This window comes from Pantoea sp. USHLN298 (assembly GCF_037149395.1).
Classification (GTDB): Bacteria; Pseudomonadota; Gammaproteobacteria; order Enterobacterales; family Enterobacteriaceae; genus Pantoea; species Pantoea astica.
The window spans coordinates 326,972-342,778 of record NZ_JBBCRO010000001.1; the positions used below are offsets into that span (position 1 = coordinate 326,972).

Sequence of the window (15,807 nt, forward strand, 5' to 3'; positions counted from 1 at the left end):
CGGCTCTATCCGGGCTTTTTCATACTCTAAGGGGAAAAGATGGATAGCGTGGTAAATCTCTGGCCGCTGCTTGGCATTGCAGCCATTATCATCGGCTTCGTATTACGTTTTAATCCGGTACTGGTGGTGATTGTCGCCGGTTTCGTCACTGGTTTAGCGGCCATGATGCCGCTAGCCGACATTCTGGAAAAGCTCGGTTCAGGCTTTCTTAACACCCGTAACCTGCCGCTGATTCTGTTGCTGCCGCTGGCGGTCATTGGTCTGCTGGAACGTCACGGTCTGAAAGAGCGGGCGCAGGCGTGGATCGCCCAGATTAAGACGGCTACCGCCGGACGTCTGCTGATCGTCTATCTGCTGGTGCGCGAACTGACTGCAGCGCTGGGGCTGACCAGCCTCGGCGGGCATCCGCAGATGGTGCGCCCGCTGCTGGCACCGATGGCGGAAGGGGCGACGGAAAATCGCTACGGTGACGTCTCGCCAGAGGTGCGCCATCGCCTGCGCGCCATGTCAGCGGCCACCGATAACGTCGGCCTGTTCTTTGGCGAGGATATTTTTGTCGCCTTTGGCGCCATCATCTTCATGCACAACTTTATGCAGGAGTCGGCCGGGATCCAGACCGAACCGCTGCATATCGCCCTGTGGGGCATCCCGACCGCTGTGGCCGCCTTTCTGATCCACTCGGCCCGTCTGGTGCGGCTGGATCGTCGCCTGGCGCGTGAGTTACAGACGCTGAACGGTCAGGCATTGAAAGCCAAAGGAGGGCAGTGATGTTTCAGCAACAATATCTGATGTGGCTGGCAGGCCTGATCCTGCTGGTGGTGGCCATTCTTTCCTGGGGCGATCGCGCCAATCCGCGCCGCGTAACCACCGGTCTGTTCTGGGCGCTGTATGGACTGATTTTTCTGGTCGGCGACTGGACCACGCACCTGATGACGCAGTGGATGGGATCGGCGGCAGCCGGCACCCGAATGCTGAACATTGGCGTCGGCGTCGCGGTGGTGGTGATGGCCTTGATCGCTGGCTTAGGCGGCGTGAAGCTGGGCCGCTATCATCAGCGCACTGATGAAGAAAAACAGGCCAGCGCGCTGCGACTGCGCAATAAACTGTTCCTGCCAGCGCTGGCGATCCCGGTGGTGACGGTGGCAGGCGTGCTGGCTTTTAACCATATTCCAGGCTTACAGGAGTGGGTGTTTGGTCCCGGTAACCATGCGACGCTGGTAACGCTGTTTTCGATGATGATCGGCTGCCTGATTGGCTGGCTGGTGGCGCTGAAACTGACTCATGAGAAACCGGTGCAGTCGATGCAGGAGACGCGACGGCTGCTCGATGCGATCGGCTGGGCGTTTATTCTGCCGCAAATCCTCGCCACCCTCGGCCTGTTGTTTACCACGGCTGGGGTCGGCAGTGCGATTTCTCATCTTACGGAAACGTATCTGGCGGTGGACAGCCGCTTTATCGCGGTGGCGGTTTATGCCGGCGGTATGGCGCTGCTGACCATGGTGATGGGTAACGCCTTTGCTGCGTTTCCGATTATCACCGCTGGCGTGGGCATTCCGATTCTGGTGCTGCAGCACGGCGGCAACCCGGCGGTGATGGCCGCCATCGGGATGTTCTCCGGTTACTGCGGCACGCTGATGACGCCGATGGCGGCTAACTTTAACATCGTCCCGGCGGCGCTGCTGGAGCTGCCGGACCGTAACGCGGTGATCAAAGCTCAGGTCCCGACCGGTGTGCTACTGTTAATCGTTAACATTTTCCTGCTCTATTTTCTGATGTTCCTGTGAGGCTGAATGAAAACTGTCCTGATGACCGCCTTTGAACCCTTTGGCGGTGAAAGCATTAACCCCTCGTGGGAATCGGTCAGTGCGCTGGAAGGCAAAGAGATTGCTGGCGCGCGGATCGTTATCCGTCAGCTGCCGGTGGTCTTTTCTGACGTGCTGGATGTGCTTTACCAGGCGCTGGATGAGGTAAAACCGGATGCGATTCTGTCGGTCGGGCAAGCGGGCGGGCGCAGCGACATTACCGTTGAACGCATCGGTATTAACGTTGATGACGCGCGTATCCCCGATAATGCCGGCCGTCAGCCGGTGGATGAAGCGATTGTCGCGGATGGCCCGGCGGCCTATTTCTCGCGTCTGCCGATCAAGGCGATTGTCGCCGCACTGCGTGAGGCGGGGATTCCCGCCTCGGTCTCCCAGACTGCCGGCACCTTTACCTGCAACCGGGTGATGTATGGCCTGCTGCACTGGCTGGCACAGCAGGAGACGCCGGTGCGCGGCGGTTTCATCCACATTCCTTATCTGCCGGAACAGGCGGCGCAGCATCCGGGCGCGCCAAGCATGTCGGCCGCGAATGTGATTCAGGCGCTGGAGATTGCGGTCCGGATCACGCTGGAAACCGCTGAGGATCTGAAACTGGCTGGCGGCGCCACCCATTAAGAGGATTCACCATGCCTGAAGGACCAGAGATTCGCCGGGTGGCGGATCAGCTTGAAACAGCGATTGTTGGCCAGCCGTTAACCGAGGCGTGGTTTGCCTTTCCCGAACTGAAAACCTATGAACCGGCGCTGATGGGTGAACAGGTAGAGGCGATTGAGACGCGCGGCAAGGCGTTGCTGACACATTTCAGCAACGGTCTGACGCTCTACAGCCATAATCAGCTATATGGCGTCTGGCGCATTGTGACACCGGAAACGGTATTACAGACCACCCGGCAGCTACGGGTGCGGCTGGCCACGGCCAGTCAGGCGATTCTGCTGTATAGCGCGTCAGATATTGAACTACTGAATGCCGACACGCTGGCCGCGCACCCGTTTCTTAACCGCATCGGGCCGGATGTGCTCAACAGTGCGCTGACAGGGGAGGAGGTGAAGCTGCGGCTGCTGTCACCGCGTTTCCGGCGGCGTCAGTTCAGTGGGCTGTTGCTCGATCAGGCTTTTCTGGCCGGGCTGGGCAATTACCTGCGCGCTGAGATCCTCTGGCTGGCGCAGTTGCTGCCGCATCACCGGGCGCAGGCGCTGAACGAGGATCAGCTGACTGCATTCAGCGAGGCGCTGTTATCGGTGCCGCGCCACGCCTATCGAATGCGTGGCACCATGAAGAAATATCACCACGAGGCGGCGTTTCAGTTTGAGGTGTTTCACCGGCAGGGCAAGAAATGCCGGCGCTGTGGCACGGTGATTGAGAAGGGCACGCTTTCATCACGCCCTTTTTACTGGTGTCCGGGCTGTCAGCACTGAATGCCTGACGGTGACATTAAAAAAACGGGGCCAGATGGCCTGATGCTCGTCAGTTAATCGACAGGTGATAACGCAGCCTGGTGCCGCTCAGGGGCTGGCGGTCCTCGCGCCGCTGCGCGGTACCTTCACTTCATTCCTCTGCCTGACGGACCGCCGGGGATGGCACATCCTGTGCCGCCCCGCCTTTCGCCCGCGTCCTGCGGGCTCTCCTGGCAGACTCATTCCGTTCAGCGCTGCGGATTGCCTGCCCCTGATCGCCCCCCGCCTGCTCTGAAACTTCAGTGCGTGCTGTTAAAAAGGGCACGATAGTGGAGGCCTGAGCGCCTCTGCTGCTGAAAGGGCTATCCGCAGCGCTGAGGCGTGACGTTGAGCCAGAAGTCCACGCCGGGAAGCGTGGACAGTTCGGGGCCGGCCAGGTAAGGCCGATCCCCGAACGGTTCGTCGGCACGACGTCAAAGCCGAAGGAACCGCGCAGCGGCGCGAGGACGGCCCGGCAGCAGCAGAGGTGCTCAGGCCCGCACTCCGGCACGCTCGCGCAGAAAAAAAGCTGCCACGTGACCGTGACAGCTTTTGCAAATTTAACCTTAACTGACAAGCATCAGGCCAGATGGCCCCGTTTTTATGTTGGGAAATAACGTTTATTTGTCCAGCTGCGAGTTAAATTCGCGCTCGGTATAACCGGTGTAGAGCTGACGTGGACGGGCAATTTTCATCCCTTCGTCGTGCATCTCTTTCCAGTGTGCAATCCAGCCAACGGTACGCGCCATCGCGAAGATCACGGTAAACATGGATGACGGGATACCCATCGCTTTCAGAATAATGCCAGAGTAGAAATCGACGTTTGGATAGAGTTTGCGCTCGATGAAGTACGGGTCGTTCAGCGCAATGTGTTCCAGCTCCATCGCCACTTCCAGCAGATCGTCCTTCATACCCAGCTCATTCAGCACTTCATGGCAGGTATCGCGCATCACGGTCGCGCGCGGATCGTAGTTCTTGTAGACCCGGTGACCAAAGCCCATCAGGCGGAAGGAGTCATTTTTATCTTTGGCACGCTTCACAAATTCAGGAATGTGCTCAACGGTGCTGATCTCTTCCAGCATACGCAGCGTAGCTTCGTTCGCGCCGCCGTGCGCCGGTCCCCACAGGGAGGCGATGCCCGCCGCGATACAGGCAAATGGGTTCGCGCCAGAAGAACCAGCGGTACGCACGGTCGAGGTTGAGGCGTTCTGCTCATGGTCAGCATGCAGGATCAGGATACGGTCCATGGCGCGTTCCAGTACCGGGTTAACCTTGTACTCTTCGCACGGCGTGGCGAACATCATGTGCAGGAAGTTACCGGCATAAGAGAGGTCATTACGCGGATAAACGAACGGCTGGCCGATGGAGTATTTGTAGCACATCGCGGCCATGGTCGGCATTTTGGAAAGCAGGCGGAACGCGGCGATTTCGCGGTGACGCTCAATGTTTACGTCCAGCGAATCGTGGTAAAACGCCGCCAGTGCGCCGGTCACACCACACATCACCGCCATCGGATGCGAATCACGACGGAAACCGTGGAACAGACGGGTGATCTGCTCATGAATCATGGTATGACGGGTAACGGTGGTACGAAATTCTTCAAACTGCTTCTGATTTGGCGCTTCGCCATTCAGCAGGATGTAGCAAACTTCCAGATAGTTAGAGTGGGTCGCCAGCTGGGCGATCGGGAAGCCGCGGTGCAACAGGATACCTTCATCACCATCAATAAAGGTGATTTTTGATTCGCAGGATGCGGTAGAGGTGAAACCCGGATCGAAGGTAAAGAGTCCACTGGAGCCGAGGGCGCGGACATCAACCACATCCTGGCCCAGCGTGCCTTGCAGCACATCCAGTTCAACGGACGTTTCATCTTGTAGGGTTAGCGTCACTTTTTTATCTGTCATTTTCGTCTCCATAGCGCCTTAGGCAGGTAAAGATCTTTAGACACCTGAAACGCGTTCATGTTGCGGTTGGCAAAACTTCACAGCATCACTCTGCTGTCTTATGGCTGGTGCAGGGTACAGAGTGAGAGGCGCGTTCCCAGCAGGAACCGTAGAGCCATGGACATGCTGCATATCGCGGTTGTTAAAGATCCGGTCAGGACATAACTTCTTGGTAACCAATAACCTGATGCTTTTTAATGCTTACGTTCGCAATGTTACATAACTTGCGCTTAGGGGAAAGTGTATCCCCATAACTTTTGTGCATCATAGGAATTTGTAGCGTTAGTTTGTAACTGAATTGTTGAACTATTGTCAAATCAGATAATTAAAATTGTATCATTTGTGAAAATCGTGAGTAGGATCACTGTTCCACCTAAAATTTACCAAAGAGTTTGTAGGGGAATTGTAATCAGAATGTGATCCTCCTATACTCCAGCCAGGTCTCCGGAACACCCTGACACCAGGAGCCACCCAGCGTTTCTACCGCGTCAATTAACACTGGATGTTGCTTTTTTGGTGACGGTTAAAGTCTGCCACGCGTTGTGATTAGACTCCGCCTCAGGTCCGGAGGAAGCAAAATAAAAAAGAGCTGTGTGGGCAAAACCGTGAAAAAACAAAGACCTGTCAACTTGGATCTCTCGACGATCCGGTTTCCCGTTACTGCAATATCGTCCATTCTTCACCGCGTCTCCGGCGTAATCACATTGGTTGCCCTTGGCATCCTGCTGTGGCTGCTCGGTCTCTCTCTCTCCTCTCCGGAAGGTTTCCAGCACGCTGCAACCATCATGGATGGCTTCTTCGCGAAGTTCATCATGTGGGGCATTTTAACGGCGCTGGCCTATCACGCGGTGAGCGGGATTCGTCATATGTTGATGGATTTTGGTTATCTGGCTGAAACCCTGCAGGTGGGTAAACGTTCGGCTTATATGACTTTTGTGATCACTGTCGTGCTGGCAATTCTGGCGGGAGTCCTCGTATGGTAAGCAATGCATCCGCGTTGGGTCGCAACGGCATTCAGGACTGGCTGCTGCTGCGGGCAACGTCAATTCTGATTACGCTCTACATCGTCTATATCCTCGGTTTTGTGGTGATGACAGACACGCTGACGTATGAGCTGTGGCGTGGCTTCTTCGCTTCCGCATTCACCAAAGTGTTCACCCTGCTGACGCTGTTTTCCATTCTGATCCACGGCTGGATCGGTATGTGGCAGGTGTTGACTGACTACGTCAAACCACTGGCAACCCGTCTGTTGTTGCAGTTTGTGATTGTGGTGGCGCTGTTGTGGTATGCGATCTATGGATTTGTTGTGGTGTGGGGTGTGTAAATGAGTTTGCCAATCAGAGAGTTTGATGCCGTGGTGATCGGCGCAGGTGGCGCAGGAATGCGAGCCGCACTGCAAATCTCCCAGGCCGGCCAGAGCTGTGCCCTGTTATCCAAAGTTTTCCCGACCCGTTCCCACACCGTATCTGCGCAGGGCGGTATTACCGTCGCGCTGGGTAATACCCATGAAGATAACTGGGAATGGCACATGTACGACACCGTCAAAGGCTCCGACTATATCGGTGACCAGGACGCGATTGAATATATGTGTAAAACCGGCCCGGAAGCGATTCTGGAGCTGGAGCACATGGGTCTGCCGTTCTCGCGTCTGGATGATGGCCGTGTCTATCAGCGTCCGTTTGGTGGTCAGTCGAAGAACTTCGGCGGCGAGCAGGCGGCACGTACCGCGGCGGCAGCGGACCGTACCGGTCACGCCCTGCTGCACACGCTCTACCAGCAGAACCTGAAAAATAAGACCACTATCTTTTCTGAGTGGTATGCGCTGGATCTGGTGAAAAATGCCGACGGCGCCGTGGTTGGCTGTACCGCGATTTGTATCGAAACCGGTGAAACCGTTTACTTCAAAGCCAAAGCTACCGTGCTGGCCACTGGCGGCGCGGGGCGTATCTACCAGTCCACCACCAATGCGCACATCAACACCGGTGACGGTGTCGGCATGGCGCTGCGCGCCGGCGTACCGGTGCAGGATATGGAAATGTGGCAGTTCCACCCAACCGGCATCGCCGGCGCTGGCGTGCTGGTGACTGAAGGCTGCCGTGGTGAAGGTGGTTATCTGCTGAATAAACATGGCGAGCGCTTCATGGAGCGTTATGCGCCGAATGCCAAAGATCTGGCGGGCCGTGACGTAGTTGCGCGCTCGATGATGATCGAAATCCGTGAAGGTCGCGGCTGCGATGGTCCGTGGGGCCCGCACATTAAACTGAAGCTCGATCACCTGGGTAAAGAGGTGCTGGAGTCACGTCTGCCAGGCATTCTTGAGCTGTCGCGCACCTTTGCTCATGCTGACCCGATTAAAGAGCCGATCCCGGTAATTCCGACCTGTCACTACATGATGGGCGGCATTCCAACCAAAGTGACCGGACAGGCACTGCGGGTGAATGAGCAGGGCGAAGACGTGGTGATTCCAGGGCTGTTTGCGGTGGGCGAAATCGCCTGCGTATCGGTTCACGGTGCCAACCGTCTGGGCGGCAACTCGCTGCTCGACCTGGTGGTCTTTGGCCGTGCGGCCGGTCTGCATCTGCTGGAAAGCATTCAGGAGCAGGGCGATCTGCGTGATGCCTCTGAAGAGGAAATTGATGCGGCGATGGCGCGCTTCAACCGCTGGGAAAACAACACCAGCGGTGAAGACCCGGTTGAGATTCGTAAAGCACTGCAGCGTTGCATGCAGAATAACTTCTCGGTCTTCCGTGAAGGCGATGCCATGGCGCAGGGCCTGGAAGAGCTGAAAGTGATTCGTGAACGCCTGAAATCGGCGCGTCTGGATGACCGCTCACCGGACTTCAACACCCAGCGTATTGAGTGTCTGGAACTGGATAACCTGATGGAGACGGCGTTTGCCACGGCGGTGGCGGCTAACTATCGCACCGAGAGCCGCGGTGCGCATAGTCGCTTCGACTTCCCGGATCGTGATGATGAAAACTGGCTGTGCCACAGTCTTTATGTCCCGGAAACCGAAAGCATGACGCGCCGTGAGGTGAACATGCAGCCGAAACTGCGCGCGGCCTTCCCGCCGAAAGTGCGTACCTACTAATTTCGGAGACGATGATGAGACTCGAGTTTTCAATTTATCGCTACAATCCAGAGGTCGATGACAAACCGCGGATGCAGGAGTACAGCCTGGAAGCGGAAGATGGTCGCGACATGATGCTGCTGGATGCGCTGATCCGTCTGAAAGAGAAAGATCCGACGCTGGCGTTTCGTCGCTCCTGCCGTGAAGGCGTGTGCGGCTCTGACGGCCTCAACATGAACGGTAAAAACGGTCTGGCCTGTATCACGCCAGTCTCGGCGTTAGGCAACGGTAAACAGAAAATTGTTATCCGTCCGCTGCCCGGTTTACCGGTGGTGCGTGACCTGGTGGTAGACATGAGCCAGTTTTATGCACAATATGAGAAAATTAAGCCTTTCCTGTTGAATAATGGGGAAAATCCGCCGGCACGCGAGCATCTGCAATCGCCGGATGAGCGCGAGCATCTGGACGGATTATATGAATGTATTCTCTGTGCCTGTTGTTCAACCTCATGCCCATCGTTCTGGTGGAATCCGGAGAAGTTTATCGGACCTGCTGGCCTGCTGGCCGCGTACCGCTTCCTGATCGACAGCCGCGACACCGAAACCGATGCGCGTCTCGACAATCTGAACGACGCTTTCAGTGTATTCCGCTGTCACAGCATTATGAACTGTGTGAGCGTATGCCCGAAAGGGCTGAACCCGACGCGCGCCATCGGCCACATTAAGTCGATGCTGCTGCAACGCGGGGCATAAGCACCACACCATCCGGGAACCTCAGGTTCCCGGTGGTTTACGGAAGCCTCTGTAAGCGCGGTCTGGTACCACGTTTACAAAGGTTCCCTTACGGGCCACGCGCGCGCTGCGCACAGTGCTCGTATCGCTGAACTCACTACGGCAAACCGCGAAAGCGGCAACAAATGAAACCTCAAAAAAGCATAGCAATGCTTAAGGGATCACAATGCAGAACAGCGCGATGAAGCCCTGGCTGGACTCCTCCTGGCTGGCCGGCGCGAACCAGTCTTACATAGAGCAACTCTATGAGGATTTCCTGACCGATCCTGACTCTGTCGATGCAGTGTGGCGCTCGATGTTCCAACAGTTACCGGGCACCGGAATGAAACCTGAGCAGTTTCACTCCACCACACGTGAGTACTTCCGTCGCCTGGCGAAAGACGCATCTCGTTACACCTCATCTGTCTCCGATCCAGAAACCAACTCCAAGCAAGTGAAAGTGCTGCAGCTGATTAACGCGTTCCGTTTCCGCGGCCATCAGCACGCCAATCTCGATCCGCTCGGCCTGTGGAAGCAGGATCGGGTTGCCGATCTGGACCCGGCTTTTCACGATCTGACCGACGCCGATTTTCAGGAAAGCTTTAACGTAGGTTCGTTTGCCATCGGCAAAGAGACCATGAAGCTGGCCGATCTGTTCGAGGCGCTGACCCAGACTTACTGTGGCTCGATTGGTGCGGAGTATATGCACATCAACAACACCGACGAGAAACGCTGGATTCAGCAGCGTCTTGAATCGGCGGTGGGCCATGCGTCATTCAGCAGCGAAGAGAAAAAAGGTTTCCTGAAAGAGCTGACCGCGGCAGAAGGTCTGGAAAAATATCTCGGGGCTAAATTCCCGGGCGCCAAACGCTTCTCGCTGGAAGGCGGCGATGCGCTGGTGCCGATGCTGCGCGAAATGATTCGCCATGCCGGTAAAAGCGGTACCCGTGAAGTGGTACTGGGTATGGCGCACCGTGGTCGTCTCAACGTTCTGATCAACGTGCTGGGTAAAAAGCCGCAGGATCTGTTCGACGAGTTCGCCGGTAAGCATAAAGAGCACCTCGGTACCGGTGACGTGAAGTACCACATGGGCTTCTCGTCTGACGTCGAAACCGAAGGCGGCCTGGTCCACCTGGCGCTGGCGTTTAACCCATCGCACCTGGAGATCGTCAGCCCGGTGGTGATGGGGTCAGTGCGTGCCCGTCTGGATCGTCTGGAAGAGCCAAGCAGCAACAAAGTGTTACCGATCACCATTCACGGTGATGCCGCTGTGATCGGCCAGGGCGTGGTGCAGGAAACCCTGAACATGTCCCAGGCGCGCGGTTACGAAGTGGGCGGTACCGTTCGCATCGTGATCAACAACCAGGTTGGCTTCACCACCTCCAACCCGAAAGATGCGCGCTCAACGCCTTATTGCACCGACATCGGCAAAATGGTGCTGGCACCGATTTTCCACGTCAATGCGGATGATCCGGAAGCGGTGGCGTTTGTTACCCGTCTGGCGCTCGATTATCGCAACACCTTTAAGCGTGATGTGTTTATCGATCTGGTCTGCTATCGCCGTCATGGTCACAACGAAGCCGATGAGCCGAGTGCGACCCAGCCGCTGATGTACCAGAAAATCAAAAAGCATCCGACGCCGCGTAAAATCTACGCTGACCGTCTGGAGAGCGAAGGGGTTGCCACTCAGGAAGATGCGACCGAGATGGTCAATCTCTACCGCGATGCGCTGGATGCCGGCGAATGCGTGGTGCCGGAATGGCGTCCGATGAGCCTGCACTCCTTTACCTGGTCGCCTTACCTCAACCACGAGTGGGATGAGCCATATCCGGCCCAGGTCGACATGAAACGTCTGAAGGAACTGGCGCTGCGTATCAGCCAGGTGCCGGAAGAGGTTGAAGTCCAGTCACGCGTTGCCAAGATCTACAACGATCGCCGACTGATGGCCGAAGGTGAAAAAGCCTTTGACTGGGGCGGCGCGGAAAACCTGGCCTATGCCACGCTGGTAGATGAAGGTATCCCGGTTCGCCTGTCGGGCGAAGATACTGGTCGCGGTACCTTCTTCCACCGTCACGCAGTGGTCCACAACCAGGCGAACGGCTCAACCTATACCCCGCTGCACCATGTGCACAGTGGTCAGGGCCAGTTCAAAGTCTGGGACTCCGTGCTGTCAGAAGAGGCGGTGCTGGCGTTTGAATATGGTTATGCCACTGCAGAACCGCGTATCCTGACCATCTGGGAAGCGCAGTTTGGTGACTTCGCCAACGGTGCCCAGGTGGTGATCGACCAGTTCATCAGCTCCGGTGAGCAGAAATGGGGCCGGATGTGTGGCCTGGTGATGCTGCTGCCGCACGGCTATGAAGGTCAGGGTCCTGAGCACTCCTCAGCACGCCTTGAGCGCTATCTGCAACTCTGCGCTGAGCAGAACATGCAGGTCTGCGTGCCGTCTACGCCAGCGCAGGTTTATCACATGCTGCGTCGTCAGGCGCTGCGCGGAATGCGTCGTCCACTGATTGTGATGTCACCGAAATCGCTGCTGCGTCATCCGCTGGCGATCTCCACGCTGGATGAGCTGGCTAACGGCAGCTTCAAACCGGCGATTGGCGAAATCGACGATCTCGATCCGCAGGGCGTGAAACGCGTGGTGTTGTGCTCCGGTAAAGTCTATTACGACCTGCTGGAACAGCGCCGTAAAAATGAGCAGACCGATGTGGCTATCGTGCGCATCGAGCAGCTCTATCCGTTCCCGCATCAAGCGGTACAGGAAGCTTTAAAAGCGTATTCCCACGTGCAGGATTTTGTCTGGTGTCAGGAAGAGCCACTGAATCAGGGTGCATGGTACTGCAGTCAGCACCATTTCCGCGAAGTCGTGCCGTTTGGCGCCACCTTGCGTTATGCAGGCCGTCCGGCATCCGCTTCACCGGCCGTGGGTTACATGTCCGTACACCAAAAACAGCAGCAAGACCTGGTTAATGACGCGCTGAACGTTAATTAATTAAAAGGAAAGATAATGAGTAGCGTAGATATTCTCGTTCCCGACCTGCCTGAATCGGTTGCCGATGCCTCCGTGGCAACCTGGCACAAAAAACCAGGCGATGCAGTGACTCGCGATGAAGTGCTGGTTGAAATTGAAACTGACAAAGTGGTGCTGGAAGTGCCGGCATCCGCTGACGGCATCTTAGAAGCCGTGCTGGAAGATGAGGGCGCAACCGTCACTTCACGCCAGATCCTGGGCCGTCTGAAAGAGGGCAACAGCGGCGGTAAAGAGAGCAGCGCGAAGTCTGAAAGCAAAGAGTCGACTCCGGCTCAGCGTCAGACCGCCTCCCTGGAAGAAGAGAGCAATGATGCGCTCAGCCCGGCCATTCGCCGTCTGATCGCGGAACATAACCTCGACGCTTCGCAGATCAAAGGCAGCGGTGTTGGTGGTCGTCTGACCCGTGAAGATGTTGAAAAACATCTGGCCAACAAGCCTGCTGCGCCGAAAGCCGCTGCACCTGCCGCTGACAGCGCGCCGCAGCCTGCTGTGGCAAACCGCAGCGAAAAACGCGTGCCGATGACCCGTCTGCGTAAGCGCGTGGCTGAACGTCTGCTGGAAGCGAAGAACAGCACTGCGATGCTGACCACCTTCAACGAAATCAACATGAAGCCAATCATGGATCTGCGTAAGCAGTATGGTGAGGCGTTCGAGAAGCGTCACGGCGTGCGTCTGGGCTTCATGTCGTTCTACATTAAAGCGGTTGTTGAAGCGCTGAAACGCTATCCGGAAGTGAATGCCTCCATCGATGGCGAAGATGTGGTTTACCACAACTACTTCGACGTCAGCATTGCCGTCTCGACGCCACGCGGTCTGGTCACGCCAGTGCTGCGCGATGTTGATGCACTGAGCATGGCTGACATCGAGAAGAAAATTAAAGAACTGGCGGTGAAAGGCCGTGACGGCAAGCTGACGGTTGAGGATCTGACCGGCGGTAACTTCACCATCACCAACGGCGGTGTGTTCGGTTCCCTGATGTCTACACCGATCATCAACCCGCCACAGAGTGCCATCCTCGGTATGCACGCCATCAAAGATCGTCCGATGGCGGTCAATGGTCAGGTGGTGGTGCTGCCAATGATGTATCTGGCGCTCTCCTACGATCACCGTCTGATCGATGGCCGTGAATCTGTCGGCTACCTGGTTGCGGTGAAAGAGATGCTGGAAGACCCGGCGCGCCTGCTGCTGGATGTCTGATTTTCATCGGGCGCGCCTCGCCGCGCGCCCAACCTCTTTACTCTTTTCAGACCTGAATGGATAGAACATCATGAACTTACACGAATACCAGGCGAAACAACTGTTTGCACGGTATGGCATGCCAGCACCGACCGGTTACGCCTGTACTACACCACGTGAAGCGGAAGAAGCAGCCTCGAAAATTGGCGCAGGCCCGTGGGTAGTAAAATGTCAGGTTCATGCCGGTGGCCGCGGTAAAGCGGGCGGTGTGAAAGTGGTTAACAGCAAAGAAGAGATCCGTGCCTTTGCTGAAAACTGGCTGGGCAAACGCCTGGTGACCTACCAGACAGACGCCAATGGCCAGCCGGTCAACCAGATTCTGGTTGAAGCAGCGACCGACATCGATCAGGAGCTTTACCTGGGTGCGGTGGTCGATCGTGCAACGCGTCGCGTGATCTTCATGGCCTCAACCGAAGGCGGCGTGGAAATCGAAAAAGTGGCGGAAGAGACCCCGCACCTGATCCACAAAATGGCGCTTGATCCCCTGACCGGTCCACAGCCTTATCAGGGCCGTGAGCTGGCATTCAAACTGGGCTTGTCCGGTAAGCTGGTGGGTCAGTTCACCAAGATCTTTATGGGTCTGGCGACGCTGTTCCTGGAGCGCGATCTGGCGATGGTTGAGATCAACCCGCTGGTGATCACTAAGCAGGGCGATCTGATCTGCCTGGATGGCAAACTGGGTGCCGATGGCAATGCCCTGTTCCGTCAGCCAGAACTGCGCGAAATGCGCGATCCAAGCCAGGAAGATCCGCGTGAAGCCCATGCCACACAGTGGGAACTGAACTATGTTGCGCTGGAAGGCAACATCGGTTGTATGGTGAACGGCGCAGGTCTGGCGATGGGTACCATGGACATCGTTAAGCACCACGGCGGTCAGCCAGCCAACTTCCTTGATGTCGGCGGCGGCGCAACCAAAGAGCGCGTCACAGAAGCCTTCAAAATCATCCTGTCTGACGATGCGGTGAAAGCCGTGTTTGTTAACATCTTCGGCGGTATCGTACGCTGCGACCTGATTGCCGACGGCATCATCGGCGCAGTGGCTGAAGTGGGTGTTAACGTACCAGTCGTGGTACGTCTGGAAGGTAACAACGCCGAGCTGGGCGCCCAGAAACTGGCGGACAGCGGTCTGAACATCATTGCAGCAACCAGCCTGACAGACGCCGCACAGCGTGTTGTTGCTGCCGCGGAGGGTAAATAATGTCCATTCTGATCGACAAAAACACCAAAGTCATTTGCCAGGGTTTCACCGGTGGCCAGGGGACTTTCCATTCTGAGCAGGCGCTGGCTTACGGCACCCAACTGGTTGGCGGCGTGACGCCAGGCAAAGGCGGCACCACGCACCTTGGTCTGCCGGTGTTCAATACCGTGCGCGAAGCCGTAGAAGCGACCGGCGCAACCGCCACCGTCATCTACGTACCGGCACCGTTCTGTAAAGATGGCATCCTCGAAGCGATCGATGCGGGCATTAAACTGATCATCACCATCACCGAAGGCATCCCGACGCTGGATATGCTGACGGTGAAAGTGAAGCTGGATGAAGCAGGCGTGCGGATGATCGGTCCAAACTGCCCAGGCGTGATCACCCCAGGCGAATGCAAAATCGGCATCATGCCGGGCCACATTCACCAGCCGGGCCGCGTCGGCATCGTGTCACGTTCAGGGACACTGACCTATGAAGCGGTTAAGCAGACCACGGACATCGGTTACGGCCAGTCGACCTGCGTCGGCATCGGCGGCGACCCGATCCCAGGTTCTAACTTCATCGACATCCTGAAAATGTTCCAGGACGATCCACAGACCGAAGCGATCGTGATGATCGGTGAGATCGGTGGCAGCGCGGAAGAAGAAGCGGCGGCGTTCATCAAAGAGCACGTCACCAAACCGGTCGTTGGTTACATCGCGGGTGTGACGGCACCTAAAGGCAAGCGTATGGGCCATGCGGGCGCCATCATTGCCGGTGGTAAAGGCACCGCTGACGAGAAGTTTGCGGCGCTGGAAGCAGCGGGCGTGAAAACCGTTCGCAGCCTGGCTGACATTGGTGATGCCGTGAAAGCGGTACTGCCAGCGAAATAAGCCGGACCGTTCCGACAACAAAGCCACCTCATGCGGGTGGCTTTTTTTATGCGGTTAAACGGCCGCCAGAGCTTGGTGCGGCTGGGCCGGATACCGCGCTGAATCATCCTCTAAAAACCGCCAACGTTAATTAAATAGGTCAAAGGTAACCTTTTTTAAATAATATTCAGCGCGACGATGACATCCTGATAACAAGAAACCTACCTGAACATATCTGGAAACTTATTGCGTTAATCCAGATCAATTATCGGCAAGTTATAACCAACTATTCCGCTGGCAAAGCGCAGCGTTAAAGGCGTAAATTGCGCTGCATCAATCCAGCCTTTTACACAAACTTTCAAACGTTTGCTCTGACCGGGGATGACACCCTCTTTTCTGTTGTTTCTGCTTACGTTGAAGATAGCGCTGCGTTGACACTCAGGGCT

The 15,807-nt window shown here is 56.5% G+C and carries 13 protein-coding genes; 12 read left to right on the forward strand and 1 reads right to left on the reverse strand.

Annotated elements, in window-relative coordinates:
- The first annotated feature begins 39 nt into the window (after positions 1 to 39).
- From WFK59_RS01690 to nei, 4 genes are read left to right on the forward strand one after another with little or no spacing between them, the layout of a single operon-like run.
- Positions 40 to 768: a DUF969 domain-containing protein gene (locus WFK59_RS01690; protein WP_336754873.1), complete on the forward strand. Its 729-nt coding sequence runs from the start codon at positions 40 to 42 to the stop codon at positions 766 to 768.
- Entirely contained in the window at positions 765 to 1,784 is a 1,020-nt protein-coding gene (locus tag WFK59_RS01695; protein WP_336754874.1) for a DUF979 domain-containing protein, read from the forward strand. The genes WFK59_RS01690 and WFK59_RS01695 overlap by 4 nt, the downstream gene beginning before the upstream one ends.
- Positions 1,785 to 1,790: 6 nt before the next feature.
- On the forward strand, positions 1,791 to 2,438 hold the full coding sequence (gene pcp, locus WFK59_RS01700; RefSeq protein ID WP_336754875.1) for a pyroglutamyl-peptidase I: 648 nt from the start codon (positions 1,791 to 1,793) through the stop codon (positions 2,436 to 2,438).
- An 11-nt stretch (positions 2,439 to 2,449) separates the two neighbouring features.
- Positions 2,450 to 3,238, forward strand: a complete 789-nt coding sequence (nei, locus tag WFK59_RS01705) for an endonuclease VIII (protein ID WP_336754876.1) — start codon at positions 2,450 to 2,452, stop codon at positions 3,236 to 3,238.
- Positions 3,239 to 3,876: 638 nt separating this feature from the next.
- Here the strand turns inward: nei and WFK59_RS01710 are convergent.
- Positions 3,877 to 5,160 carry a citrate synthase gene (locus WFK59_RS01710; protein WP_233984890.1) on the reverse strand — a complete coding sequence of 428 codons (1,284 nt, stop codon included), beginning with the start codon at positions 5,158 to 5,160 and terminating at the stop codon, positions 3,877 to 3,879.
- A 632-nt stretch (positions 5,161 to 5,792) separates the two neighbouring features.
- Here WFK59_RS01710 and sdhC point away from each other — a divergent pair.
- The 8 genes from sdhC (at position 5,793) to sucD (ending at position 15,382) form a co-directional block, all read left to right on the forward strand.
- A complete protein-coding gene (sdhC, locus tag WFK59_RS01715; RefSeq protein WP_046288454.1) occupies positions 5,793 to 6,182 on the forward strand; it encodes a succinate dehydrogenase cytochrome b556 subunit in 390 nt (129 codons plus the stop codon).
- Positions 6,176 to 6,523, forward strand: a complete 348-nt coding sequence (gene sdhD, locus WFK59_RS01720; protein WP_233984889.1) for a succinate dehydrogenase membrane anchor subunit — start codon at positions 6,176 to 6,178, stop codon at positions 6,521 to 6,523. Before sdhC ends, sdhD begins: the two co-directional genes overlap by 7 nt.
- Positions 6,524 to 8,290 (forward strand): succinate dehydrogenase flavoprotein subunit, encoded by a 1,767-nt coding sequence (gene sdhA / locus WFK59_RS01725; protein ID WP_336754877.1) that lies wholly within the window; start codon positions 6,524 to 6,526, stop codon positions 8,288 to 8,290.
- A 14-nt stretch (positions 8,291 to 8,304) separates the two neighbouring features.
- Positions 8,305 to 9,021 (forward strand): succinate dehydrogenase iron-sulfur subunit, encoded by a 717-nt coding sequence (locus WFK59_RS01730; protein ID WP_233988207.1) that lies wholly within the window; start codon positions 8,305 to 8,307, stop codon positions 9,019 to 9,021.
- 205 nt (positions 9,022 to 9,226) lie between these two features.
- Positions 9,227 to 12,034, forward strand: coding sequence for a 2-oxoglutarate dehydrogenase E1 component (sucA, locus tag WFK59_RS01735; protein WP_233984887.1), 2,808 nt, complete (start codon positions 9,227 to 9,229; stop codon positions 12,032 to 12,034).
- 15 nt (positions 12,035 to 12,049) lie between these two features.
- Complete coding sequence (odhB, locus tag WFK59_RS01740) at positions 12,050 to 13,270, forward strand: 2-oxoglutarate dehydrogenase complex dihydrolipoyllysine-residue succinyltransferase (protein WP_233984886.1); 1,221 nt, start codon at positions 12,050 to 12,052, stop codon at positions 13,268 to 13,270.
- 70 nt (positions 13,271 to 13,340) lie between these two features.
- Positions 13,341 to 14,507 carry an ADP-forming succinate--CoA ligase subunit beta gene (sucC, locus tag WFK59_RS01745; RefSeq protein WP_046288453.1) on the forward strand — a complete coding sequence of 389 codons (1,167 nt, stop codon included), beginning with the start codon at positions 13,341 to 13,343 and terminating at the stop codon, positions 14,505 to 14,507.
- Positions 14,507 to 15,382 carry a succinate--CoA ligase subunit alpha gene (gene sucD, locus WFK59_RS01750; RefSeq protein ID WP_021508535.1) on the forward strand — a complete coding sequence of 292 codons (876 nt, stop codon included), beginning with the start codon at positions 14,507 to 14,509 and terminating at the stop codon, positions 15,380 to 15,382. Before sucC ends, sucD begins: the two co-directional genes overlap by 1 nt.
- Positions 15,383 to 15,807: the final 425 nt, after the last annotated feature.